We start from the raw sequence: 23,829 nt of genomic DNA, 5'->3' as shown, positions 1-23,829 counted from the left end.
CTGGGTCGACTGGGGCGACGGCTCGCCGCTCGACGGCCCGTACGACCACGCCGGCGGACCATGGCCGGACGGCACCATCACGCACTACTGGACCGACGTGGGCCGGTACGACGTCCGGGTGGTCCAGCGGTGGACGGGCCGGTGGGTGCTCGGCACCGAGTCGGGGGAGCTGGCTGGGCTGGAGACCGAGGGCGTCATCGACGACTTCGCCGTTGAGGAGCTCCAGGCGGTCATCAACCGCTGAAACGCCGGGCCGGGCCCGCACCAGGTCCACCGGAGGGTTTGGGTCGAGAAATCGACCCGAGGGTGGGTTGGTGACGGGAGTACGAGGGTCGCTCCTGCATGGGGCCTGCGTACCCCGGAAGCGAGGAGTCAGGCGAGGCGGGAGCGGAGGATGCGGTACTCCCAGGCGCCGGACGCCATCTGCTCGTAGACGGCGGAACCGGGGACGGCCAGGAAGTTGTCGATGAGGGCGCTCCCGCCCCCGAAGGCGCCCGTGCGGGTGGAGGCCACCTCGTCGCACGAGGCGAGCACGTTCGGCGTGATCTCGCGGTCGTCCACCACCGTGAGGCCCAGCGACGCGAGGAGGGCGCGCACCTCCGCCCACCGCAGCCCGGGCAGGAGGTCGGTGTGCAGGAACCACCCGCCCGGCCGGAGGACCCGGCGGACCTCGGCGAGGAAGGCCCGGATGTCGGGATAGGTGTGGGACGACTCGACGTTGGTGACGGCGTCGAACGAGGCGTCGTCGACGGGGAGGTGCTCGGCGTCGCCCACCTCGAAGCGCACGTTCTGGTGGCGGTGCGCCCGCCGGCAGAACGCCACCGCCTCGGGGGCGAGGTCGACGCCCACCGCGTCGGCACCGAAGCGCTCGGCCAGCAGGGCGACGTTGCCGCCCCGGCCGCAGCCCACGTCCAGCACCCGCTTGCCGGCCAGGTCGACGGGGCCCACCAGCTCGAAGGCGAGGCGCACCGAGCTCGGGTTGAACACCCCGTCGGGGACGGCGTGGCGGGCCTCGTCGGCCGAGCCGTCACCCCGGCTCACGTAGCCGTAGTTCAAGAAGAACGACGCCTCACCCACGCCGGTGCGCTCCAGGCGCTTGCTGACGTCGTCGTAGAACTGGCGGTAGCCGGCCTTGGCCGCCGCCCCCGGCCCCGCCTCGACGTCGGGCGCGGCGCCGAGGGCGTCGGGCGCAAGCTGGTCGTGCGGGTCGACGGGGTCGACGTGGGCCGGGCCCAGGCCCACCGCCGTCTCGAACCCGCCCGTCTCCCGGGCCTTGTCCACCAGGGGCGCCAGCTCGCCGACCGTCGGCGCCTGGAACAGCTGGAGCACGGGCATCTCGATCTGGAAGCGGTCGCGGATCTCGGACGCGACCTGCACGGCCAGTAGGGAGTGGCCGCCCAGGTCGAAGAAGCGGTCGTGGACGCCGACCGACTCGACGCCCAGCTGGGCGGCCCAGATGGCGGCCAGCGCCCGCTCGGTGTCCGTCCGGGGCTCCACGTAGGCGGTGGCCAGGCTGGGCCGGGGGTGGCGCTCGGTGAGCACGTCGCTGCCGCTCCCGCCGTCGGTGCCGGCTCGGTGGCGGACCCAGGCGTCGAGCCGCCCCTCGAGGTCGGCCACCGCGACGAGGACGCGGGAGCCCACGTCGGCCCCCAGGACCCGCAGGAAGGCCTCCTGGCCCTCGGGGGGCTGGATGGCGGTGGGCATGCCCGCGATCTTCGCCTCGGCGGCGTTGTCCCACAGGTCCCAGCCGACGCTCACCCACCGCTCCCCGCCGGCGAGGGCGAGGGCGTCCAGCACGGCGTTGGCGGCCGAGTAGGCGGCCAGGCCCAGGCCTCCGAGGGCGGTCGAGATGGAGGAGTGGAGCAGCCACCGTTCCGGCTCCCGGCCCTTCATGGCCTCCATCAGGTACAGCAGCCCGCGCAGCTTGGGCGACAGTTGGGCCTCCACCACCTCGGGGCCCGTCTCCGAAGCCGAGGCGAAGGCTGCGGCGTCGACCCGGGCGGCGCCGTGGACCACGAGGTCCACGCGGCCGAAGCGGGCGAAGGCGGCGTCCACCGCGGCGGACACCTGGGCGGCGTCGTCGAAGTCGGCGCCCACCACCATCACCTCGGGCCGGCGGGCGTGCATGGCGGCCAGGCGCTCCAGGCGCTCGCGCTGGGCGGGGGCGGTGGCCGCGTCCTCGGCCAGGGCCGCCCAACGACCGGGGCCGGGGAGGGGGGAGCGGGCGGTCAGGACGAGGCGGGCGCCGAGGTGCTCGAAGGCCGCCTCGGCCAGGATCATCCCCATGTGGCCCAGCCCGCCGGTGATGAGCACCACAGGGTGGTCGGGCAGGTGGCGCGGTGGGGACGCGGTGGCGATGGGCGTGGGCCGGTACACCTCGACGAACCGTCGCTCCCCCCGGAGGGCCACGACGGGGTCCGGCGCGCCGGCAGCCAGCTCGGCGACCACGGCCGCCGCCGCGTCCCCGTCGGCGTCGACCGACGCGACGCGCAGCCCGGGGTGCTCCTGGGGGATCACCTTGGCGACCCCGGCCGAGAGGGCGCGGGTGGGGTCCAGCAGCTCGTCACCGGTGACCCGGGCGATGCCCCGGGCGACGAGCAGCACGGGGAGCGGCCGGACCGTCCGGTGGGCGCCCAGCGCCTGGGCCAGGCGCAGGGGGCCCAGGAGCGAGACGGTGGCGGCCAGGTCGAGGTCGGTGTCGCCGGGCGGCGCGCCGCTCCAGCAGTCCACGACGCCGGCCAGGATGCCGTCCGTGGCGCACACGGCGGCGGCCAGCTCCCGGTAGGCGTCGGCGGACCCGGGGTCGAGGGCGTACTCGTCGGCGGCCGTCTCCGCCAACCCGGGACCGGGCCGGACCACCACCGGCGCCGCGCCCTCGGCCCGCAGCCGCTCGGCCACCGCGGCGCCGAGCCCGGCGAGCTCGTCGAAGACCAGGATGCGCCGGCCGGCCAGCGGGCGGGCGGCGTCGCCGGCGAGCGGGGACTCCTCCCACTCGGGCCGGTGGTACCAGCCGGCCGTGTCCCGCTTCTCCTTGGGCTTCGACGCCTCGACGAGGGACGACGCGCTCACCCAGTAGCGCTTGCGCTCGAAGGGGTAGGTGGGAAGGGCGACGCGCCGGCGGCGCTCGGTGCGGTGGTACGCGTCCCAGTCCACCGGCACGCCCAGCGCCCACAGCATCCCGAGGGCGCCGAGCGTCGTCTCGGTGGACGGGCGCCCGTCGTCGGGCCCGGGGAGGGTGGCCACCGCCGTCGGTGTCGACGAGCCGTGCTCGGCCGCCTGGACGGCGAACGTCACCAGCGTGCGGCCGGGGCCCAGCTCGACCAGCACGGCGTCGCTGCCCGCCGGCCCGCCCGGCTCGGTGAGGGCGCGGAGGCCGTCGGCGAAGCGCACGGTGGAGCGCAGCTGGGCGCTCCACGACGCCGGGTCGGTGGCCACCCGGTCGGCCCACCCGCCGGTGAGGCTGGCGACGTAGGGGATGGCGGGCTCGGCCAGGGGCACATCGGCCATCACACCCTCGAACTCGCCGAGGATCGGCTCCATCATCGACGAGTGGAAGGCGTGGGACGTGTGGAGCCGGCGGGCCGGCACCGACTCGGTGCGCAGGGCCCGCTCCACGCGGTCGATGGCCTCGTGCGGTCCCGACAGCACCGACAGGGTCGGGGCGTTGACGGCGGCCAACGACACGTCGGCGCCCACGAACCGGTCCAGGTCGTGGGCCGGTGCCATCACGGCCAGCATCGACCCCGGCGGCAGGCCGGCGATGAGGCGTCCGCGGTCGGCCAGCACCCGCAGGGCGTCGTCCAGGGCCATGACCCCGGCCTGGGTGGCGGCCACGTACTCGCCGATGCTGTGCCCGATCATGGCCGCCGGCTGCACGCCCCACGAGCGCCACAGCTCGGCCAGGGCGTGCTCGACGGTGAAGAGCGCGGGCTGGGTGACGGCGGTGTTCCGCAGGGCCTCCGCCGCCTGGCGCCGGCGGCGGGCCGAGGGGAACAGGAGCCGGCGGAGGTCCAGCCCGAGCGACGGCTCCAGGACGCGGGCGCAGTGGTCGACGGCCCGCTTCACGACGGGCTCGGTGCGGTACAGCTCCGCCGCCATGCCCGGGTACTGCGAACCCTGGCCCGGGAACATGAACACGACGGGCCGGGCGGTGGAGCCGTCGGCGGCGGCGCCCCCGGCCAGGCGGCGCAGCCCCTCGACGGCGGCGGCCCGGTCGTCGGCCCCCGCCACCAGGGCGCGACGGTGCCGGAAGCCCCGCCGCCCCACGTGGAGCGTGAAGGCGACGTCGGCCAGGTCGACCTCGGGCCGGGCATCCAGGGCGGCGGCCAGGCGCTCGGTGGCGGCGTCGAGCGCCGCCTCCGAGCGGGCCGACAGGGTCAGGAGCTGGTGGGGGCGGCGCTGGCGGGGAACCGGGCGCTCGGGCGCCTCCTCGACGATGAGGTGGGCGTTGGTGCCCCCCACGCCGAAGGAGCTGACGCCGGCCCGGCGCGGCGCCCCGTTGCGCTCCCAGGGCGTCAGCTCCGGCACCACGTAGAAGGGGCTGGACGCGAAGTCGATGGCCGGGTTGGGAGCGGTGAAGTGCACGTTCGGCGGCATCGCCCCGTGCTCCAGCGACAGCACGGCCTTGGCCAGGCCGGCGACGCCCGAGGCGCACGACAGGTGCCCGAAGTTCGACTTCACCGAGCCGATCCCGCAGAACTGGCGGCGGTCGGTGTGGGCCCGCCACGCCTCGGTGAGGGCGGAGACCTCGATGGGGTCGCCCAGGATGGTCCCCGTCCCGTGCGCCTCCACGTAGCCGATGGTCTCCGGTGAGACCCCCGACATCTCCAGCGCGGCGCTGATGGCCGCCGCCTGGCCCTTGAAGCTCGGGGCGGTGTAGCCGGCCTTGTCGGAGCCGTCGTTGTTGAGGCCGAAGCCGAGGACGACGGCCCGGATCTGGTCGCCGTCGGCCAGCGCGTCGGACAGCCGGCGGAGCACGACCAGGCCGACCCCGCTCCCCACGATGGTGCCCTGGGCGGTGGCGTCGAACGGGCGGCAGTGGCCGTCGGGGGAGAGGATGGAGCCGGCGGTGTAGAAGTAGCCGCCCCGCTGGGGGACCCGCACCGTGACGCCCCCGGCCAGCGCCATGTCGCAGCGGCGGGCGTGCAGGCTCTCGCACGCCATGGAGACCGCCACCAGCGAGGTGGAGCACGTCGTCTGCACGACCACGCTCGGCCCCCGCAGGTTGAGCCGGTACGACACCTGGGTGCAGAGGTGGTCCTTGTCGTTGGTGACCATCAGCTGCATGCCGTCGAGGTACCCGAGGGAGTCGCGGCTCAGGTAGAGCTGGTACAGGTAGCTGCTCAGCTCGCACCCGCCGAACACCCCGATGGCCCCGGGGAAGCGGGCGGGGTCGTACCCGGCGTCCTCCAGCGCCTCCCAGGCCGCCTCCAGGAAGATGCGGTGCTGCGGGTCGGTGAGCGACGCGTCGCGGGCCGAGAAGCCGAAGAACCCGGCGTCGAACAGGTCGACGTCGTCGAGGGTGGGCGACGCGTTCACGTACCCGGGGAGGCGGAAGATGCTGTCGGGCACGCCGGCCGACCGCATGTCGTCGGGGGTGAGGACGCTGATCGACTCGACCCCGTCGGCCAGGTTCCGCCAGAAGCGGTCGAGGTCGTCGGCGCCGGGGACCCGGCAGCGCATGCCGACGATGGCGATGGGCTCCGGCGCCCGGGCCTTCCCGTTCGCCGCCTTCCCGTTCGCCGCCTTCCCGTTGGGGCGCGCCGACCGTCCCGAGGGGGACGAGCCGTTGGCGGGCGCCGTCATACCGCCGCGTCGCGCCGGCCGGTCGGTGCCGGCGGGGCACCGGGGCGGCCGTCCCGGGCGGCCTGGAGGGCGAGGCCGTGGAGGCTGGTGGCGGCGAGGATGCTCTGGGCGGCGGCCAGGACCACCGGGGCGGTGAGCCCGGCGGGGTCGGCCTCGGCCCACGCCCGCCGGACCGCCGCCGCGTACTGCTCGTAGGCACGCTCGAGGACGGCGGCGTCGCCGTTCTCCGTGGCGTGCAGGGCGGCGGCCACCAGTGCCTGGTACGTCTCCATCACCTTCTGCTGGCCGAGCCCGACGTCGACGGCGGCGGCGACCAGGTCGTTGTAGCGGGCGAGGGGCTCGGCGGGTGACGTCCCCTGGAGTGCGCGGTACCAGCTGACGGACAGCTCCCAGGCGCGGTTGGGCAGGTCGGGCGCCCGGAACACGCGGTCGACCTCGCTGGCGTACGACGCGTACGCGGCGCCGACGCCGGTGCGCCCCGGCTGGGGCGGGAACGCCTCGTCGACGGTGGTGGCGTACTCGGCGAAGGCGTCGACCACCCGCTCGTCCAGCCTCGGCACGAGCGGGTCGGCGCCGCCCGGATCGGGTGTCGTCGGAGCCATCCGTCCCCCTGCTTCGTCGGCCCGCCCCAGTGGGCGACTCGAACGTTACGCCAACAGCGGCCGCAGAGGTCAAAGGCGCCACGACGGCCGCTGTCGTACTACCCTCGGCCCAGTGCCGACGAAGGGTCGGACCGACCACGAGGGGGAGGCGCTGACGTGGGCCTGTTCTCGTTTCTCGACCCCATCTTCGGCGGTGGCGGCGGCGGTGCCAGCTCGTCGGTGACGAGCACCATGAACCTGAACGTCAACGGGCTCGACAAGATGTCGAGCACCGTCGAGGTGAAGCCGCTCGAGCTCAAGCCGCTGACCTTCAACGAGGTCATCGAGGTCAAGCCGCTCGAGCTGAAGCCGCTGACGGTGAACGAGACGCTGGAGCTCAAGCCGGTCACCCTCAACGAGACCGTCGAGCTCAAGCCGGTGACGGTGAACGAGACGTTCGACCTGCGCCCGGTCGCCATCGACAGCTGCCAGACCATGCGCCTGGCGCCCCTGCCCGAGACCCGGGTCTGCCAGCCCTACCGCCACCACGTGGCGTACACGATGTTCGGCGTCGAGTGGGCCGGCGTCACCTACGACGGCGAGTCCCAGCAGAACATCGAGAGCCCCCGGCGGCCCCAGGTGGTCGAGTCCCCGGAGCTGTCGCCCCGACGGCGCCGGCGCCATCCCGCCAAGGTGGTCGGCGGCGGCGGCCTGCGGGTGCGGGTCGTCGACCCCGACGGCGACGACGGCGACGGCGAGTAGGGCGGGCCGGGGGTGCCGCCGCTGGACATCGTCGGGACGACGCCCGTCCTCGTGGTGGGGTCGGGCGAGGTCGTCCGCGGCGACCTGTGGCTCTCCAACCCGACGGGCGCCGACATCAAGCTCACCGGCGCCAGGATCACCGTCACGCTCCCGTCGGGGCCCGAGGCGGGGGACATCCCCCTCCCCCCCGAGGTCGTGGTGCCGGCCACCGGCGTGCGCCGGATGATCGTCGAGATGGGTATGCAGCCGCTCACCGCCCCGGGTACCTACGCGGCCGCCCTCGACCTCTCCACGTCGGCCGGCGACCAGACCGTCGCCGCGTCCATGGTGGTGACCGAGGTCGTGGCGGCGGTGATCGTCCCCGACCGGCTGGTGTTCACGGGCGTGGCCGCCTCCGCCGTCGTCGACGGCAGCGTCGTCGTGCGCAACGAGGGCAACGTCCCCATCGTCGTCGGGCCCATCGCCGACGAGCCGCTCCTGGAGGTGCGCGCCCACCCGCGCGTGCTCGCCATCGGGACGGGCGGGGCGATGGTGGTGGAGCCCGCTCTCGGCCTGGCGCCCACCGGCACGGCCACCTTCACCAACGCCACCCCGACCATCCCGCCGGGCGGGTGGTCGGCCGTCACCTTCCAGCTCACCGCCCCGGCCGCCCTCGCGTCCAACGCCCACCTGCGGGCCCTCCCGCGGATCGGCACCGAGCGCTTCGCCGTCGACCTGCTGACCGTCTGAGAGGAGAGCTTCCATGCACGGAACGAGAAGGCACGGGCATCGCGGCCCGGTTCACCGGCGGGAGGCGGCTGCCGGGCCCATGTACTGGGGGTGGTCGCCCGACAGCGGCCAGATGGAGATGATGGACCTGCGCCGGTACGTGGATTCCATCCGGGCCGGCTACGACCGTGCCCTCGAGGACCTGTACGGGCGGCTGAGCGCCCTGTCGCAGACCTACGGGGCGGCGATGCCGGTGATGGGCCCCACCCCGTTCACGATGCCGCTGGCCGGCCCCGGGCCGGGCGGCGGCCGGCGGGGGCGTCGCCACGGCCACGGCCACGGCCACGACCGCGGCCACGGCCACGACCGCGGCGGGCAGGGCTGCTGCGAGGAGGACGACGGCCACGAGCACGGCCACGGTCGGCACGAGCACGGCGGCTGCGGCGACGACGACGACTGCCGCTGCGAGTGCTGCATCGTCGACGCCGACATCGTGGTGTACGCCCGCTGCGGCGAGGTGCGGGTGATCCCCATCGAGATCGAGAACGACACCCGCAAGGACCGCGAGGACGTCGAGCTGGAGGTCGGCGAGTTCCGCTCGGGCGGCGGGCGGGAGCTCCCGTGGAAGGCGGCCCTCAGCCAGAAGGGCCCGCTCACCATCCGGGGCTGCGACACCGTGAAGGTGGAGCTGCTGGTGGGCGTGGTGTGCGGGCGGGAGGCCACCGCCGACGCCGGCCGCCAGGCCGGCCAGCCCGAGGCGGCGGCCCGGGAGGTCAAGGGCGCGAAGGCCGCCGCCGCCGGCGCCGAGGAGGTCCCGGCCGGCCGGCTCCTCCGGGTGGCCACCGACGTGCGCGACCGCACGGGCGGCGTCGACTCGTGCATGGTGGGCTACGTCACCGTCCGGGTGGGCGGGTGCCTGGTGCGGCCCATCGTCGTGGCCGTGGCCGTCCTCCCCGACGACTGCGGCGCCTACACGGCGGCCTGCTCGTGCGGGGACTGCTGCTGAGTTGGAGACGACGACGGTCCCGCCCGAGGACTGGGCGAGGCGCTTCCAGGAGCTGGCCGACGCCAACACCGAGCGGTCGATGGAGTCGGTGGCGAACGTCCAGCGCCTCATGCTCGCCGTGTCGCGCGCCCAGCTCACCCCCGACGCCCTGGCCGACGCCCTGCCCCGGTTCGGGCAGGAGCAGGGCCCGGAGATCTACGAGCGCCTCGCCCGCCTGCTCGCGTCGTTCCTGGCCGGGCTCCAGCGGGTGCTGGTGCGGGCGGGCGACGAGTACCTCAGCAGCGTCGTGCCGTCCGGCCCGCTGCGCAGCCTCGGGCCCCGCGCCGTGTCGCCGCCGCCGCCCGGCGACGCCGGCCCGGCCGAGTGGACGGCGTGGTACCAGCTGTTCGCGGCCCGGGCCGCCGACCAGCAGGCCTGGCTCACCCGCCTGTACGGCCTCATGCTGAACGAGGTGGCCGCCGGCCGGCTGTCGCCCGACGCCGTGCAGTACGCCGCCACCGAGTTCGCCCGCGAGCGCTCGGGCCAGTTCCTGGCCGAGATCGCCGAGCTCACCTCGGCGTTCCTCGGCCAGGCCCTGGAGATCGCCGACGACTCGGTCGACGGCCTGTTCGCCCAGCTGTTCGGGGACGAGGTGGCGCTGGGGGCCGAGCTGGTGGTCGAGGGGTCGGGCCCGCCCGGGTCGACGTTCACCCGGGGGCTGGCGGTCGACAGCGAGCGCGACGACCGGGCCGTCGTGTCGTGCTCGGCCACGGCCGCCGACGGCTTCGTGCTGGCCGTCGAGCCCTCGTCCTTCGAGCTCGGGCCGGGCGCCTCCCGGACGGTGTCGGTCCGGGTCACGCTCCCCCCCGCTCCGGCGGGCGGCGCCGTCGAGGCGGGCACCGTGGTCGTGCGCAAGGAGGGCGAGGAGGACCTCGTCGTCCGGGTGCGGGCGGTGGTCGAACCGGCCTCCTGAGGCGACGCTCACGAGGCGCCGGCGCCGAGCGGGGGCTCGTCGAGCAGGACGAGGGTCTGCGACGACTGGATCTCGGGGATGGACTGGAGGTCGTCGAGGACCACGTCGCGGAGGTGGTCGATGTCGGGCGCCCGCACCAGCAGCACGTAGTCGAACGTGCCGCTGCTGAGCGCCATCCACTCCACCCCCGGGAGGTGGCGGAGCCGGTCGCCCACCCCCCGCCAGCTGTGCTGGCGCACGTTGACGAGGACCAGGGCGGCGATGGGGAGGCCCATCTTGCGGTGGTCGACGTCCACCGTGAACCGGCGGATCACGCCCCCCTGGCGGAGCCGGGCCAGGCGCTGGTAGGCGGTGGCACGAGAGACGCTCACCCGGGCGGCCAGCTCGTTGACCGACGCCCTCCCGTCGGCCCGCAGCGCCCGCACCAGGCGCCGGTCCACCTCGTCGAGCTGGACGTCCTGCTCACCCGGGGCCATGGTGCGCTCCTCTCTCGACCGTTCGTCCGGCTGATCCGGCGCTCCCCGACAGTATGTCGAGGATTCGGGTCGAGGACTGGACTTCTGGTCAGCAACGTCGGACACTGGCCCCAGAATCGTCTTCCCGAGGAGGCACGCGCCCGTGGGCGACGCCGCCCAGCTCTACGCCCCCGTGGTACGCGACGACGACGGCGCCGTCGACGTCGTGCTGGGCGCGGACCACCCGGGGTTCTCGGACCCGGTCTACCGCCGGCGCCGCAACGCCCTGGCCGCCCTCGCCCTCGACTGGCGACCGGGCGAGGCGGTGCCCGAGCCGGGCTACTCCGACGCCGAGCACGGCGTGTGGCGGGCGGTGGTCCGTCGCCTCGAGCCGCTGCACGCCGATTACGCCTGCCGCGCCTACCTCGAGGCCAAGGAGGACCTCGGGCTCCCCGCCGACCGGGTGCCCCAGCTGCGGGAGGTGACCGAGAGGCTGGCCCCCCTGACCGGCTTCTCCTACCTGCCCGTCGCCGGGCTCGCCCCGCTCCGGGACTTCTATGGCGCCTTCGCCTCCTCGGTGTTCTTCTCGACGCAGTACCTGCGCCACCCGTCGATGCCGCTCTACACCCCGGAGCCGGACGTCGTGCACGAGGTGGTGGGCCACGCCAACCAGCTGGCGGCACCCGCCTTCGCTCCGCTGTACCGGCTGGTGGGCGACGCCGTGTCCCGGACGCGAGGCGAGGAGGCGCTGCGTTTCCTGTCCCGGGTGTTCTGGTTCTCGCTCGAGTTCGGGGTGGTCGAGGAGGCCGGCGAGGTGAAGGCGTACGGCGCCGGGATCCTCTCGTCGCCCGGCGAGACGGCCGCCTTCCGATCGGCCGAGATCCGCCCCCTCGACGTGGTCGCCATGGGGACGGTGCCCTACGACATCACGCGCTACCAGCCGGTCCTGTTCGGCGCCCGCTCTACGAGCCACCTGGTCGACACCCTCGCCGGTTTCTTCTCCACCTTCGACGACGACGTCCACGCCCGACTCCTGGAAGGGGCCGCCCGATGACCCTCACCCACCCGCCGACGGCATCTTCGCCCGCCGCCGCCGACCCGTCGCTGCTGGGATGGGACGCCATCGAGCTCTGGGTGGGCAACGCCCGGGCCTTCACCGCCTTCTTGTGCTCGGCGTTCGGCTTCGAGGTCACCGCGTACGCGGGGCCGGAGACCGGGGTGGCCGACCGGGCGTCGTACGTGCTCGAGCAGGGGCGCATCCGCTTCGTGGTGACGGCCGCCCTGGGCCCCGACTCGCCCATCGCCGACTCGGTCCGCGAGCACGGCGACGGCGTCCACGATCTCGCCTTCGCCGTCCCCGACGCGGCCGCCGCCTTCGACGCCGCGGTGGCCGGCGGCGCCCGCCCGCTGGTCGAGCCGTTCGCCGTCGTCGACGACCTCGGCGAGCTGCGCCTGGCCCGCATCGCCACCTACGGGGAGACGGGCCACACCTTCGTCGACCGGTCGGCGTACGGCGGCGCCTACCGGCCGGGGTACCGCGCCGAGAGGCTGCCCCCGGCACCCGCCGGCCGCCCGGTGGGGCTCACCCGGGTGGACCACGTGGTCGGCAACGTGGAGAAGGGGTCGCTCGAGCGGTGGGTCGAGTTCTACCGGTCGGTGCTGGGCTTCGAGCGCCTCCGCCACTTCGACGACTCGCAGATCTCGACGCGGTACTCGGCCCTCATGTCCACCGTGGTGTGGGACGGCGCCCAGATCGTGCTGCCGCTCAACGAGCCGGCCGACGGCCTGCGCAAGAGCCAGATCGAGGAGTACCTGGAGACCTACCGGGGGCCGGGCGTGCAGCACATCGCCCTGGCCACCGACGACATCGTGGCGACGGTGGCATCCCTGCGCCAGCGCGGGCTGCGTTTCCTGGAGGCGCCGGCGACCTACTACGAGGACGTGCGCGCCCGGCTCGGGCACCTCGACCTGCCGTGGGAGGATCTCCGCCGCCTCGGCATCCTGGTCGACGAGGAGCCCGACGGATGGCTGCTTCAGATCTTCACCGAGACGGTCACCGACCGCCCCACGGTGTTCGTCGAGATCATCCAGCGGGGCGGCGCCCGCGGCTTCGGCGCCGGCAACTTCAAGGCCCTGTTCGAGGCCATCGAGCGCGAGCAGGCCCGGCGGGGTCACCTTTGACCCCGGCCCGGTACCGGCCGTGACCGGCGACGCCACCGGGTTCGGGCTCGCCAACCTGCCGCTCGGGGTGGCGCGGCTGCTGGACGGCTCCACGGCCGTCGTCACCCGCCTGGGGAGCTCGGCGGTGGTCCTCGCCTCCCTCGCCGACGGCCACCTTCTCCCCGTCCCCGGCCTCGACCCGTCCGTCCTCTCCGACGGCTCGCTGAACCGGCTGCTGGCCGCCGGGCGGCCGGTGTGGTCGGGGGTGCGCCGGGCGGTGGCCGACCTGGCACGGGTGGACCACCCCGCGGTGGTGAAGGCGTCGGTGGCGCTGGGCGAGGTCGAGATGCTGGCCCCGGTGGCGGTGGGGGACTTCGTGGACTTCTCGGCCTCGGTCCACCACGCCACGAACGTTGGCCGGCTGCTCCGGCCCGGCGCCGACCCGCTGCGCCCGGGCTGGTCGCGGATGCCGTTCGGCTACTCGGGGCGGGCGTCGTCGTTCGTCGCCTCCGGCACGGCGGTGACCCGGCCGTACGGCCAGGTCCCCGGCCCCGACGGCGACCCCGTGGTCGGGCCGACGGCCGCCCTCGACTTCGAGGCCGAGGTGGGGTTCGTGCTCGCCGCCACGACGGCGCCGGGCGACCGCCTCCCGACCGCCGCCTTCCCCGACGCCGTGGCCGGGGTGGTGCTGGTGAACGACTGGAGCGCCCGCGACGTCCAGGCCCACGAGTCGCACCCGCTCGGCCCGTTCCTGGCCAAGTCGTTCGCCACGTCGGTGTCGCCGTGGCTGGTCACCCTCGACGCCCTCGACGCCCACCGGGTGCCCGGCCCGCCCCAGGAGCCGCCGCCGGCCGCGTACCTGGCGGCGCCGGGCCACTGGGCGTACGACGTGCGGGTCGAGGTCGAGCTCCGGACCGAGGCCATGCGGGCAGCCGGCATCCCGGCTGCCGCCGTCTCCCGCTCGTCCTTCGCCTCCATGTACTGGACGGGCCCCCAGCTGCTGGCCCACGCCACCGTCAACGGCGCTGCCGTGCGGGCGGGCGACGTCATCGGGTCGGGCACCGTGTCGGGCCCCGACCCCGGGTCGCAAGGGTGCCTGCTCGAGCTCACCGAGGGCGGCTCCCGGCCCCTCCGGCTCCCCGACGGCACCACCCGCGCCTGGCTGGAGGACGGCGACACGCTGGTCGTGCGGGCGTGGGCGGGGGGCGGTCCCCGTCCGCTGATCTGCCTGGGCGAGGTGGCCGGCACCGTCGCTCCGGCCCGATCCCTGGAGGTGTGAGATGCCGTACTACCGCCGCGTCGGCGACGTCCCCCGCAAGCGCCACCTCCGCTCGCCGTCACCGGCCGGCGGCCTGCTGTTCGAGGAGCTGATGGGGGAGGAGGGCTTCGCCGGGGAGTCGTCCCTGCTCTACCACCTGCGCTCGCCGTCGGCCCTCGCCGGGGCCGGTCCGGCCGACGGCGCCGACGCCGGCCTGGTCGCCAACGACCCCCTCCTCCCTCGTCACCTGCACACGTCCAAGCTGCCGCCCGGTGGCGACGCCGTCTCCGGCCGCCACGTCCTGATGGGCAACGACGACCTCACCATCTCGTGGCTGGCGGCCGACCGGACCAGCCCGCTGCGGCGCAACGCGGCGGGCGACGAGCTGGCCTACGTCCAGGCCGGTGAGGGCGTCGTCGAGTCGGTGTTCGGGCGGCTGGCCGTCGCCGCCGGGGACTACGTGGTCGTGCCCCGCTCGGCCACCCACCGCTGGGTCGTCCCCGACGGCGGCCGGCTGGAGCTGCTCGTGGTGGAGGCCCGGGGCCACGTCCGGCCACCGGGCCGCTACCGCACGCCGTCGGGCCAGTTCCTCGAGCAGGCCCCCTACTGCGAACGCGACGTGCGTGCCCCCGACGGCCCTCTGGTGGTCGACGACGAGGGGCCGGTGGACGTGCTCGTCCGCCACCGGTCCGGCACGACCAGGCACACCGTGGCGTCGCACCCCTTCGACGTGGTGGGGTGGGACGGGAGCCTCTACCCGTGGGCGCTGTCGATCTCCGACTTCGAGCCCCTGGTCGGCGCCATCCACCAGCCGCCCCACGTCCACCAGACGTTCGAGGGGCCGGGCTTCGTGGTGTGCTCGTTCGTCCCCCGGCCCTACGACTTCCACCCGGGCGCCATCAAGGTCCCGTACCACCACGCCAACGTCGACAGCGACGAGGTGATCTTCTACTCGTCCGGCGACTTCATGAGCCGGTCGGGCTCGGGGATCGGGGTGGGGTCGATCTCGCTGCACCCGGGCGGCTTCGTGCACGGCCCGCAGCCGGGGAGCATGGAGGCGGCCGCCGACAAGGAGCGCACCGAGGAGGTGGCGGTGATGATCGACACCTTCCGCCCCCTCCAGCTGGGTCGCGCCGCCCTCATGGTGGACGACGAGGCCTACCCGTGGAGCTGGTCCCGCCGGTCGTGACGGTCCCCTAGCCTGGGTGGATGCCTGCCGACAAGCCCGATGTGACCGTCCCCGACGGCGAGCCGCCGACCCGGCTGGAGGTGGAGGACCTCGAGGTCGGCTCCGGCCCCGAGGCCACCCCCGGGTCCCGGGTCGAGGTCCACTACGTGGGCGTGTCGTGGTCCGACGGCCGCCAGTTCGACGCGTCGTGGGACCGCCGGAACACCTTCTCGTTCCCGCTCGGTGCCGGCCAGGTCATCGCCGGCTGGGACCAGGGCGTCCAGGGGATGAGGGTCGGCGGCCGCCGGCGCCTCACCATCCCGCCCGACCTCGGGTACGGGTCGCGTGGCGCCGGCGGCGTGATCAAGCCGGACGAGACGCTGGTGTTCGTGGTGGACCTGCTCGGCGTGGCCTGAGCGCCCGCCGGGCACCCGGTCCGTCGGCCGGGGCTAGTTCCGTGACCGGAAACGTTCGCCGCGTTCGCAGCGGCAAGGTCTGTGGCCGCACTCGCCGCCGCAGGCGGCCTCTGCGGCTGCGGACCCCGAGAAAGGAAAGGGCGGAGGTGGCGCGAGCTCCGCTCGCCCGCCGGAGCACGATCGAACTCGACCGAATGGAGTGAGCGAAGCGAACGAATGAGGTCGAAGCACTAGTGCCGCAGCTGGCCCAGCAGCCGCAGCACGTACCAGAACAGCATCATGATCGAGGCGAACAGCTGGACGGCGCCGCCCACGTAGGCCTCGGCCGGGTACGTCTTCAGGATCGTCTGCGTCTGGTAGAGGATCGAGGCGCCGGCCAGGGCGATCATCGCCACCGAGAACCACACGCCCAGGTTGAACCCGAACAGGATGCCGGCGCCGATGAGCACCAGGGCGGCGATGAAGCCCCACATGAGCATCGGGCGGAGGAACGACAGGTCCTTGCGGGTGGCGTAGCCGACGGCGCTCAGGCCGGCGAAGCCGGCGGCGGTGATGAAGGCGGCCGCCCACACCGTCCCGCCGTCGTCGCGGACGGAGAAGAAGTAGTGGAGGAACGGGGCGAAGATCAGCGCCTCGGCCGCGGCCAGGCCGAACAGCCCGGCATACTGCTTCTGCGGGTTCATCACGTCGTGGGCCGCGCTGGTGGCGAGCCAGCTCACGAGCATGAACCCGCCGAGGATCAGCAGCCACGAGCCGCTGCTGCGGCTGAGGAAGTCGTAGAGCCCCTCGGCCACCCCGGTGCGGAGGAACACCGCCTCGATGCCGGTGAAGGCGAGCAGCGCCAGCACCAGGTGCTGGTACACCTTGACGACGAAGTCGGCTCGCGTCTGCTCGTCTCGTGTGGCGACGGGGACGTAGTACGTGGGTGCGGCCATGGGCCCTCCTGGGAAGTTCTGCGACCTTGGACTTAAGGGTACCGAGGCGGCGTTACGAATGGGTGACGGCGTCGAGAGCGGGGTCCGGCTGCCGAGCTCCCCGATGGGGCGGCGTTGCCCGTGCGGCAAGAACGGGCGGATATCGCCCGTTCTTGCCGCATGAACGGTCCGGCGCCGTGACCAGGCATCTACGGCGGAGCGGGCGACGGGAATCGAACCCGCATGGCCAGCTTGGAAGGCTGGAGCTCTACCATTGAGCTACGCCCGCGAGGCAGACGCACGGTAGCCGTCGGGGAGGGGGGATTTGAACCCCCGACCGCCTGCCCCCAAAGCAGGTGCGCTACCGCTGCGCCACTCCCCGGTCGCCGCCCCTGCTTCCCGCGGCGGCCACGACCCCCCAGGCTACCGGCGGGACTGCCCGGCCCCGTCCCGCAATCCCCTCGGGCCGGCGGCCCCGTCGACCGGCGGCGGAGGGGGCCGCGTCGAGATGCACCTCCCGTCGGAGGGCCCGCCCCGTCAGCGTCCCGGCGCGTCGTGCCGGGGAGTCGGGCGGGGCGCCGGTCGGGCGAGCCCGGTCGCCGGTATCACCGCCCGCCGGGGCGCCTCCGGTCAGGTGATGACGCCGCCCATGACCGCCGGCCTCACCGGGCATCCGGTGGGCCCCACGACCGCCACACGGGGATTCGGGGCGGTTCGTCCCGTTGGTCCGCGCCCATCGGACGACGGCGCCCGCGAGCGCATAGGTCAAGTGACCGTTTCTTCGCCCAACCCTCGCGAACAGGGACCTTTGGCCCTACCCTGTCGCTCGGACTGTGTCGGACTCTATGACTCCCGAGCAACGGGCAGACAGCGACTTCACATCGGCGGGCTCGAAGCCCAAGAAGGGGCGGACGACGTGATCGCGATCCGGGCGGACGACCACGGCGAGGCGTCCATCGACGCGTCCGCCGAGCTGGCCGCGCCCCGCCAGGCCGTCCTGCGCCGAGTCCTCCTCGCCACCGATGTCGTCGCCGTGGCCGCCACCTGGGCGGCCGTGCTGGGCCCGCTGGGCGGCTACGAGGGTGGCTCGGCGGCCGGGCTCCTCGCCGCCGTCGCGGCCGTCACGGTGGGGGCGCTGGCGCTGATGGTCAGCCACAAGCTCTACCTGGCGAGGGTGTGCCGGGTCAGGGCGGTGGAGCTGAGCCGGGTCCTGCGGGTCTCCCTCGTGACCGCCGTGGCGGCGGCCGTGGCCGGCCCCCGGTGGGGCGTCGAGCTGTCCGTCCTCCTCACCGCCGTCGCCGTGGCCGCCATGGTCTTCGCCCTGGCCACGACCCGGGGTTGCTACAACATCTGGCTGCGCCGGCGCCGGAGCCGGGGCCGCAGCACCCGCCCGGTCGTGGTCGTGGGCGACGCCGAGGAGGCCGGCAACCTCGGGATGCTGCTGCGCGGCCACCCCGAGCTCGGCTTCGAGGTGGCAGCCAGCGTCGCGCCCGACGAGGACATCCTCGCCGCGCTCCGGGCCCACCGCTCCGACAGCGTCGTCCTGGCCACGTCGGCATTCGACCGGGCCGAGCTCAACCGGGTCACCCGCCAACTGCTCGACGCCCAGGTCCACATCCACCTCTCCACCGGGCTGAGCGGGTTCGACTTCCGGCGCCTGCGGGCGGCGCCCCTGGCCCGCGAGCCCCTCTTCTACCTCGAGCCCCTCATTGTCACGCCCTGGCAGCAGGTCGTCAAGCGGGCGGTGGACGTCGTCGGCAGCGTGGTCGGCCTCGTCCTCAGCCTGCCCGTGCTCCTGGCGGCCGCCGTGGCCGTGAAGTTGGAGGACGGCGGCCCGGTCCTGTTCCGGCACCGCCGGGTCGGCCAGGACGGCGAGGAGTTCACCATCTTCAAGCTGCGCACCATGGTGCCCGACGCCGACCGCCAGCTCCACCTGGTCGCCGCCGCCAACCAGCGCACCGGCCCGCTGTTCAAGTCGCACCACGACCCCCGCGTCACCAGGGTCGGCCGTGTGCTGCGGGCCACCAGCGTGGACGAGCTGCCGCAGCTCATCAACGTCCTGGCCGGCAGCATGAGCCTGGTCGGCCCCCGCCCGGCGCTCGCCCACGAGGTGGCCCAGTTCGACGCCGAGCTCCGCATGCGTGAGCGGGTGCGTCCCGGCATCACCGGCCTCTGGCAGATCGAGGGGCGCGACGATCCGTCGTTCGAGGCCTACCGGCGCCTGGACCTCTTCTACGTCGAGAACTGGTCGCTCGAGCTGGACCTGGTGATCCTCCTGACCACCGCCCGGGCGGTGGTCATGCAGGCCCTGCGGGACATCCGCCGCCAGTGGCGGCACTCGGGCGAGCCCGCGTCGGCCCCGGTCATCGACCTGACGGCGGCCGACGGGGTCGTCCTGGCGTCGTCGCCCGCGTCCGCTCAGTGACCCGGCGACGCTCCGTCGCCGTTCGCGGCGGCGGGCGCCGCTGCCGGTGCGAGGCCACGGGCCCCCCGTCACGGCGTGCGAGGCGGGCGCCTCGTGGTCTCGACGACGGTTGGCCCCAGGGACGACGTCACCCCTCGAAGCGGCGCAGGGCGAGGTCGGCCAGGTGGGCGCCGATGGCGAGGGACGCCGTCGCCCCGGGCGAGGGGGCGTTGCGCACGTGGAGGGCGGCGGGCGACTCCACGATCGAGAAGTCGTCCACCATGGCGCCCGAGGCGTCGACGGCCTGGGCCCGGACGCCCGAAGGGCCCCAGCGCAGGTGGGAGGGCTCGACGGCCGGCACGTACCGGCGCAGCTGTCGCACGAAGGCCGCCTTCGCCACGTCCCGCCACATCTCGGCCGCGCCCACCCGCCAGTAGCGACGGGACAGCCGCCAGAAGCCGGGGAACGTGGCGATGTCCACCAGGTCGGCGGGGCTGACGTCCCGGCGCCGGTAGCCCTCGCGCGCGAAGGCGAGAACGGCGTTCGGCCCCGCCCACACCTCGCCGTCGACGCGGCGGGTGAAGTGGACACCCAGGAACGGGAGGCTCGGGTCGGGCACCGGGTAGACGAGGCCGCGCACCAGCCCCCGCTGCTCCTCGACCAGGCGGTAGTAGTCGCCGCGGAAGGGGACGATCCGCACGTCGGTGGCGGAGGGGTCGCCCTGGCGGGCCAGCCGGTCGGCGTGCAGCCCGGCGCACGAGACCACGAACCGGCTGGTGATGTCGGCCGACGACGTCCGCAGCACGTGGGTGCCGCCCCGTCGGGAGATGGCGTCCACGCGCGCCCCGAGCACGATGGTCCCGCCCCGGTCGGCGACCTCGCCGGCGTAGGCCCGCGCCACCCGGGCGAAGTCGATGATCGCGGTGCCCGGGACGTGGAGGGCCCGGACGGCGACCACGTTGGGCTCGAGCTCCCGCACCTCCTCGGGCCCCACCTCGCGGACGCCGGGGACGCCGTTGCCCTCCGCACGGGAGCGGAGGTCGGCCAGGCGCCCGAGCTCCGACGGGTCGACGGCGACGATCAGCTTGCCGCAGCGCTCGAAGGGCACGCCGTGGTCCTCGGCGAAGCGCTCCAGGGCGGCCTTGCCCTCGACGCACAGCCGAGCCTTCAGCGAGCCCGGCCTGTAGTACACGCCGGCGTGGAGCACGCCCGAGTTGTGGCTGCTCTGGTGGGCGGCGATGCGGTCCTCCTTGTCGAGGACCACGACTCGCAGCTCGGGGCGTCTCCCGAGGAGCGCGTAGGCGGTGGCGAGCCCGACGATGCCCGCCCCCACCACCGCCACGTCGTACTCGCCCCGGCCCGCCCTCACCGCCGTCCTCTTCCCACCGCACCTCCGCTCCCGGCCTCCGCTCCCGACGTTCGCGGCATTGTCGTCGCCACCGTCCACCGCGGCCCAGCCGGATTCCCGAAGAGCCCGACATCGACGCCGATCCCGGCGACCACATGAGGACCAAAGGCCCTAGTCAAGATGCACTGGTCATCGGACACTGGGCCGCGCAGGAGTGCGATCATCGGGCAGGACACGGCCCGATGAGGTCCGTGGCAGTCGGGGGGCCAGAGCGGCAGCAACGCAGGGTCGGCGCGTGCCGTCCCTGCGTTCGCCGAGTGCTCCCGCGGAAGCCGGAAGAAGCCCGGCGTCGAGCGAGAGGAGCGGAGGTTGCGAAGGAAGGGCGCAGTGCGGCGGGCGGTCGCCGGGTTGGCGGCGATCGCCGGGATCGGCCTGCTGATGCCGTCCACCCCGGTGGGCGCCGACGGCACGGAGATGCTGGGCCCACCCAGCATCGCCATCGCTCCCGGCTCGGGGGTCGTGACCGAGGGCACCGGGCTGTTCCTCCAGCCGTCGGCCGTCTCCATCACCGTGCCGGCCAGCGCCTCGGTGGAGCAGGCGCTGCTGTACTGGCAGGGCGAGCACCGCAGCGGGGAGGGGGACGACACGATCGAGGCCAACGGCCAGTCGATCACGGGCCAGAGGATCGGCGGGCCGACCTTCTTCTACGACAACGACGGCCCGGTGTACACCACCAGCTACCGGGCGGACATCACGGCCCGGGGCATCGTCGCCCCCGGCGCGAACAACGTCGTGCTCCGAGGCCTGAACTTCGACGTCGGCAACAACGGCGCCAGCCTCGTCGTCATCTACGACGACGGCAGCGGCATCAAGGAGATCGGCGTCCGCGACGGCGTCGACAACGCCTTCGCCGGCTTCCCGGGGGCGCGCCAGACCACCGTCCCCCAGACGTTCCCGGTCAACCCCGCCGCCGAGCCGCGGCAGGCCCAGATCGACCTGATCGTGGGCAGCGTCGACTCGAACCGCGGGTCGACCGTGCGCATCACCTCCGGCGGCCAGGTCTTCGTCTCGAACAACCTGCTCGGCGACACCGACGACCGGGAGTGGGACGACGTCACCGTGCCGTTCACGATCCCGCCCCGCGCCACCAGCGTCACCGTCGAGATCATCTCCGAGGACGTCGCCCTCAAGAGCGCGGCGTCGCTCACCTGGGTGGCGGCCGTCCTCTCGCAGCCCGACCTGTGCCCGGAGACCAACGTCCCGGCCAGGACCAGGGGCTCGGCGTACGGTCTGGACGCCCGGGTCCTCGGCAATCTCATCAGGGTCGACAAGGCCGGCTCGGTGGCCAGCGCCCTCCCGGAGGGCCCGGCCAGCGATGCCGACAAGCCGCTGCCCGTCTCGGTGCTCGGCCTGGTGAACGCCAAGATCCTGGCCACGTCGTCGAACTCGGCGCTGAACCCGTCCACCACGACCTCGTCGGCCACGCTGGCCGACGTCAGCGCCCTCGGCGGCCTGGTGAGGGCGTCGGCGGTCAAGGCGGTGTCGCAGTCGACGGCCTCGACGCACGGCGCCAGCTACAACTCCGGCGGCTCGACCATCGTCGGCCTGACCGTGGGCGGCGCCGCCGTCAACGTGGCCCCCAACGCCAAGGTGGCCGTCAAGCTGCTCGGCATCACCATCGCCGAGCTGCACGTCATGGAGGAGAAGGGCTCCAGCTCGTTCGCCGACGGCGTCTCGAAGGCGTCGCACTCGATGAACGCCCTGCGCCTGGTCCTGCTGAAGTCCTACCTGACCCACCCGGCCGGCACGACGATCACGCTGTCGCACGCCGACAGCGACGCCCGGTCGCCCATCTCGGGATGCCCGGCGGCCAAGACGGTCAGCGGTGAGGCCTTCACCGCCTACGTCGACGGCAACCTGGCCGGCCAGGACCTGGTGGACGTCAAGGTCGGCGACGCCGTGCTGCCGTCCGTCGGGGGGTCCGACTCCGACGGCGCCGTCGTCCACATCCCCGGCGTGGTCACCTCGCTCACGGCGGCGAACACCACGTCGGGGTCGCTCACGCCGCACCCCAACGCCACCTCGCGGTCCATCGTGCAGGGTGCCAACGTCCTGAACGGCCTGGTGACGGCCCGGGTCCTCGACGTCAAGGCGACGAGCGCCGCCAACGGCACCACCGCCTTCACCGGCTTCGCGACCAGGTTCGTCGACCTGCGGGTCGGGGGCAAGGTCATCGTGGTCGACGGCGACGTGGCCCCGAACACGCACATCGTGGTGGACCTCGGCAGCCTCGGCTACGTGTCGGTGGTCCTCAACGAGCGGACCGTCAACACGCTCGGCGGCACCGACACCGAGGGCACCGTGAACGCCGTCCACGCCCGGGTCTACACCCTGAAGGGCCTGCTCACCGCCGAGGTCGTCGTGGCCTCCGCCCACAGCGACGCCCACGCCTGACGAAGGAGCGGACCGCCGATCGCAGGAGCACCACCGGGCGCGGGAGGGGCCCGTCCTGACCGTCGCCCGGCTGCGGTCGGCGACCGCCGTCCTCGACGGTTCCCGAGACAGGCCAGCCGTGGGCGCTGTGGCCGGCGTCGGCGCGCGGTAGCCCGACTGGGTCTGGACGGGGTCGCTCGTCTCCCAGCAGGCCGAACTCCACGGCGGCTACGGCCTCGCCGTCGTCGACACCGGCCTCACCGCCGGCACCCCCGGGTCACCGTCGCCGCGCCGTCACCGGACTTCTGGCTCGTCGTGCGGGCCTCGGACGGCGCCGACTACTGGCAATTCGTCCGCCGGCAGGGGGCGCTCGTGCCCGGGACCGCCACGGTGGCCAACGCCGGGTCGGGCACCGCCCCGGCCGCCACGGCCACCGTCTTCGACGACTCCAGCGCCATCCCCGAGTAGGCGGCGGGCGGCGCCCGGCCGCCGCTCTCCCCGACGACGGGTCGGCCCGCCCGGGCCACCGACGGTCGCCACGGCGGCCCTGACCCGGACGCGCCCCGGCCCGGCGCCCGGCGCCCAATCGGTCCTCAAGGCGTCCCCGGCCACAGCCGACACTTCTCCCAACGTCGTCGGTGAGCAGGCGCAGTCACGACCCACTTCGAGGCGCGCGCTGCTGGACCAAGGGGAGTTCCGTCATGTCGAAGCACATCTCTGTTCCGTCGCGCCCCCGTGGCGCCAGCCGGGGGTCGCCCCGCAAGCTGATCAGTCGGATCGCCGTCCCCCTCGCCATCCTGGCCGGTGTGGGCAGCTTCCCCAACGAGCCCGTCGGCGCCGCCACGAGCGTGCGCCGCATCAACGCAGGAGCGGGCAGCGTCACCGACTCGGCCGGCCGGGCCTGGTCGGGCGACGCCTACTACTCCGGCACCGGGAGCGGCATCCAGCACGCCACCGGGCTCGACATCGCCGGCACGGCGGACGACGCCATCTTCCAGACGAACCGGTGGGGCATGACGCGCTACGACATCCCGGTCCCCAAGACGGGCAAGTACCGGGTGCGGCTGCTGTTCGCCGAGACGGTCTTCGAGTCGGTCGGCGCCCGCGTCTTCGACGTGTCGGCCGAGGGCCGCCTGGTGCTCGACGACCTCGACGTCTACCGCCGGGTCGGTCACGGCGCCGCCTACACGCACAGCTTCGTGGTGTCGACCAAGGACCGGACCATCAACCTGCGCTTCGGCCGGGTGGCGGACGACCCGATGATCTCGGGCATCGAGGTGATCGACGAGCGCTCCGGGTCGACCACCGGCACGGTGTCGAGCACCACGACCACCGCTCCGGCGACGACCACCACGGCGCCGACCACCACGCCGACCACCACGCCGACCACCACGGAGCCCACGCCGACCACCACGGCTCCGCCCCAGACGACGACGACCACCGTCGCCCCGGCCCCGGC

Annotated in this window: 18 protein-coding genes and 2 tRNA genes; 13 read left to right on the top strand and 7 right to left on the bottom strand. The window is 74.2% G+C overall.

The features are described from left to right. Positions 1–244 (top strand): hypothetical protein (locus VM242_15760; GenBank protein HVM06614.1); only part of this gene is annotated, 244 nt, incomplete at its 5' end. A 128-nt stretch (positions 245–372) separates the two neighbouring features. Here the strand turns inward: VM242_15760 and VM242_15755 are convergent. Further along, a complete protein-coding gene (locus VM242_15755; GenBank protein HVM06613.1) occupies positions 373–5,805 on the bottom strand; it encodes an SDR family NAD(P)-dependent oxidoreductase in 5,433 nt (1,810 codons plus the stop codon). Then, complete coding sequence (locus VM242_15750) at positions 5,802–6,407, bottom strand: hypothetical protein (protein HVM06612.1); 606 nt, start codon at positions 6,405–6,407, stop codon at positions 5,802–5,804. Before VM242_15750 ends, VM242_15755 begins: the two co-directional genes overlap by 4 nt. A 156-nt stretch (positions 6,408–6,563) precedes the next feature. On the opposite strand from VM242_15750, the gene VM242_15745 reads away from it, so the two are divergent. The 4 genes from VM242_15745 (at position 6,564) to VM242_15730 (ending at position 9,814) form a co-directional block, all read left to right on the top strand. Continuing rightward, entirely contained in the window at positions 6,564–7,148 is a 585-nt protein-coding gene (locus tag VM242_15745) for a hypothetical protein (GenBank protein ID HVM06611.1), read from the top strand. A 12-nt stretch (positions 7,149–7,160) separates the two neighbouring features. Beyond that, on the top strand, positions 7,161–7,877 hold the full coding sequence (locus VM242_15740) for a hypothetical protein (GenBank protein ID HVM06610.1): 717 nt from the start codon (positions 7,161–7,163) through the stop codon (positions 7,875–7,877). A gap of 79 nt (positions 7,878–7,956) precedes the next feature. Next, positions 7,957–8,862, top strand: a complete 906-nt coding sequence (locus tag VM242_15735) for a hypothetical protein (protein ID HVM06609.1) — start codon at positions 7,957–7,959, stop codon at positions 8,860–8,862. A 1-nt stretch (position 8,863) separates the two neighbouring features. Continuing rightward, the gene (locus VM242_15730; protein HVM06608.1) at positions 8,864–9,814 is read left to right on the top strand and encodes a hypothetical protein; all 951 of its coding nucleotides are present in this window, start codon (positions 8,864–8,866) and stop codon (positions 9,812–9,814) included. An 8-nt stretch (positions 9,815–9,822) separates the two neighbouring features. Here the strand turns inward: VM242_15730 and VM242_15725 are convergent, their stop codons facing one another. After that, positions 9,823–10,290, bottom strand: coding sequence for an Lrp/AsnC family transcriptional regulator (locus VM242_15725; GenBank protein HVM06607.1), 468 nt, complete (start codon positions 10,288–10,290; stop codon positions 9,823–9,825). A 142-nt stretch (positions 10,291–10,432) separates the two neighbouring features. Between VM242_15725 and VM242_15720 the strand changes: the two genes are divergently transcribed. Genes VM242_15720 through VM242_15700 form a run of 5 tightly spaced genes read left to right on the top strand, consistent with a single transcriptional unit; the run spans position 10,433 to position 15,271 of the window. Then, positions 10,433–11,323 carry a phenylalanine 4-monooxygenase gene (locus VM242_15720; GenBank protein ID HVM06606.1) on the top strand — a complete coding sequence of 297 codons (891 nt, stop codon included), beginning with the start codon at positions 10,433–10,435 and terminating at the stop codon, positions 11,321–11,323. After that, on the top strand, positions 11,320–12,450 hold the full coding sequence (hppD, locus tag VM242_15715) for a 4-hydroxyphenylpyruvate dioxygenase (protein HVM06605.1): 1,131 nt from the start codon (positions 11,320–11,322) through the stop codon (positions 12,448–12,450). The genes VM242_15720 and hppD overlap by 4 nt, the downstream gene beginning before the upstream one ends. A gap of 19 nt (positions 12,451–12,469) precedes the next feature. Further along, positions 12,470–13,708, top strand: a complete 1,239-nt coding sequence (locus VM242_15710; GenBank protein HVM06604.1) for a fumarylacetoacetate hydrolase family protein — start codon at positions 12,470–12,472, stop codon at positions 13,706–13,708. 1 nt (position 13,709) lies between these two features. Beyond that, positions 13,710–14,876, top strand: coding sequence for a cupin domain-containing protein (locus VM242_15705; protein HVM06603.1), 1,167 nt, complete (start codon positions 13,710–13,712; stop codon positions 14,874–14,876). 20 nt (positions 14,877–14,896) lie between these two features. After that, positions 14,897–15,271 carry an FKBP-type peptidyl-prolyl cis-trans isomerase gene (locus VM242_15700; GenBank protein HVM06602.1) on the top strand — a complete coding sequence of 125 codons (375 nt, stop codon included), beginning with the start codon at positions 14,897–14,899 and terminating at the stop codon, positions 15,269–15,271. Positions 15,272–15,501: 230 nt separating this feature from the next. On the opposite strand, the gene VM242_15695 is transcribed toward VM242_15700, so the two are convergent. The 3 genes from VM242_15695 to VM242_15685 form a co-directional block, all read right to left on the bottom strand. Further along, entirely contained in the window at positions 15,502–16,206 is a 705-nt protein-coding gene (locus VM242_15695) for a Bax inhibitor-1 family protein (GenBank protein HVM06601.1), read from the bottom strand. 197 nt (positions 16,207–16,403) lie between these two features. Beyond that, positions 16,404–16,474, bottom strand: a tRNA-Gly gene (locus VM242_15690). Positions 16,475–16,495: 21 nt separating this feature from the next. Continuing rightward, positions 16,496–16,567, bottom strand: a tRNA-Pro gene (locus VM242_15685). Positions 16,568–17,101: 534 nt separating this feature from the next. On the opposite strand from VM242_15685, the gene VM242_15680 reads away from it, so the two are divergent. Next, entirely contained in the window at positions 17,102–18,610 is a 1,509-nt protein-coding gene (locus tag VM242_15680; GenBank protein ID HVM06600.1) for an exopolysaccharide biosynthesis polyprenyl glycosylphosphotransferase, read from the top strand. A gap of 127 nt (positions 18,611–18,737) precedes the next feature. Here VM242_15680 and lhgO read toward each other — a convergent pair whose 3' ends face one another. Beyond that, positions 18,738–19,958, bottom strand: coding sequence for an L-2-hydroxyglutarate oxidase (lhgO, locus tag VM242_15675; protein ID HVM06599.1), 1,221 nt, complete (start codon positions 19,956–19,958; stop codon positions 18,738–18,740). Positions 19,959–20,324: 366 nt separating this feature from the next. Here lhgO and VM242_15670 point away from each other — a divergent pair, with 366 nt between their 5' ends. Both VM242_15670 and VM242_15665 read left to right on the top strand, forming a co-directional pair. Further along, positions 20,325–22,391 carry a choice-of-anchor P family protein gene (locus VM242_15670; protein ID HVM06598.1) on the top strand — a complete coding sequence of 689 codons (2,067 nt, stop codon included), beginning with the start codon at positions 20,325–20,327 and terminating at the stop codon, positions 22,389–22,391. Positions 22,392–23,071: 680 nt separating this feature from the next. Next, positions 23,072–23,829: malectin (locus VM242_15665; GenBank protein ID HVM06597.1), on the top strand; the 758-nt coding region annotated here is incomplete at its 3' end.

This window comes from Acidimicrobiales bacterium (genome assembly GCA_035540975.1).
In the GTDB taxonomy this organism is placed as follows: Bacteria; Actinomycetota; Acidimicrobiia; order Acidimicrobiales.
This window is presented reverse-complemented; position numbering and strand designations above follow the sequence as displayed.

Bases quoted from the DNA above. Each gene is read 5' to 3' on its own strand.
- VM242_15705 (HVM06603.1), top strand. From the start codon at position 13,710: ATGCCGTACTACCGCCGCGTCGGCGACGTCCCCCGCAAGCGCCACCTC.
- hppD (HVM06605.1), top strand. From the start codon at position 11,320: ATGACCCTCACCCACCCGCCGACGGCATCTTCGCCCGCCGCCGCCGAC.
- VM242_15695 (HVM06601.1), bottom strand. From the start codon at position 16,206: ATGGCCGCACCCACGTACTACGTCCCCGTCGCCACACGAGACGAGCAG.
- VM242_15750 (HVM06612.1), bottom strand. From the start codon at position 6,407: ATGGCTCCGACGACACCCGATCCGGGCGGCGCCGACCCGCTCGTGCCG.
- VM242_15725 (HVM06607.1), bottom strand. From the start codon at position 10,290: ATGGCCCCGGGTGAGCAGGACGTCCAGCTCGACGAGGTGGACCGGCGC.
- VM242_15755 (HVM06613.1), bottom strand. From the start codon at position 5,805: ATGACGGCGCCCGCCAACGGCTCGTCCCCCTCGGGACGGTCGGCGCGC.
- VM242_15735 (HVM06609.1), top strand. From the start codon at position 7,957: ATGTACTGGGGGTGGTCGCCCGACAGCGGCCAGATGGAGATGATGGAC.
- VM242_15700 (HVM06602.1), top strand. From the start codon at position 14,897: ATGCCTGCCGACAAGCCCGATGTGACCGTCCCCGACGGCGAGCCGCCG.